Raw genomic sequence first — 743 nt, 5'->3', positions numbered from 1 at the left:
TTTAACTCTTGTTCAAAAGCTTTTCTGACAGATTCAGCATCCATTGCTTTCAAAGGTACTAGTATGACAGTTCTTGTAACTCTTTCAACAATCGTGCCTAGCGCACTGGAATGATTTTTACCAATTAGTAAATCACCTTCCCAGTGACCTGGCACGGATCTATCTTCAACTTCTTTAGGACGTTCTTCAATACTAATCATATCTGGAATTTTACCTATATTAGCGATGTTCCCTGCAGGTTTTGGTTTTTTGCCTTTCCTTCTTAGGTAAGTATTGATTTCTTTTTTAAGCTCTCCTCTCGGAAGCAAATAAATAAAGGTATATATTGATTGGTGAGAAATATTCATATATTTTTCATTTGGAAACGAACGAGCTAGATTTTTTGATATTTGTGCTGGTGACCATTTGAGTTCAAGGCGATTTTTAAACTCTCTATACAACTTGTTGTTAGTTAATAATTTACTTTTTCCAAGCTTTCTTGAAGAGGCAGCCATTCTTGATTTATATCCAGAAATTATTGCGGAGTATTGATAATATCTATCTGCAATTTTTCCCTTTTCTAATTCCCTGCCAATGGTAGATCGGTGACGACCCATTATTTCTGCAATCGCACCTTTTGAGTATCCTTGATGAATCAACATGGACAAGGTTTCCCTTTCCTTCGGACTAATTCTTGAGTATTTTGTCATCTTTTCTCCGATTTATATTATCGGGATTTGTTGCATTAGATTCTTGAATCTACC

The 743-nt window shown here is 35.3% G+C and carries 1 protein-coding gene; it reads right to left on the bottom strand.

Annotation, left to right across the window (positions count from 1 at the left end):
• A partial coding sequence (locus JWG40_RS15540; protein ID WP_205286696.1) for an IS30 family transposase occupies positions 1-689 on the bottom strand: 689 nt, incomplete at its 3' end.
• Between the last annotated feature and the right edge of the window lie 54 nt (positions 690-743).

Origin of the sequence: Leptospira abararensis, from assembly GCF_016918735.1 — a bacterium.
In the GTDB taxonomy this organism is placed as follows: domain Bacteria; phylum Spirochaetota; class Leptospiria; order Leptospirales; family Leptospiraceae; genus Leptospira_A; species Leptospira_A abararensis.
This window is presented reverse-complemented; position numbering and strand designations above follow the sequence as displayed.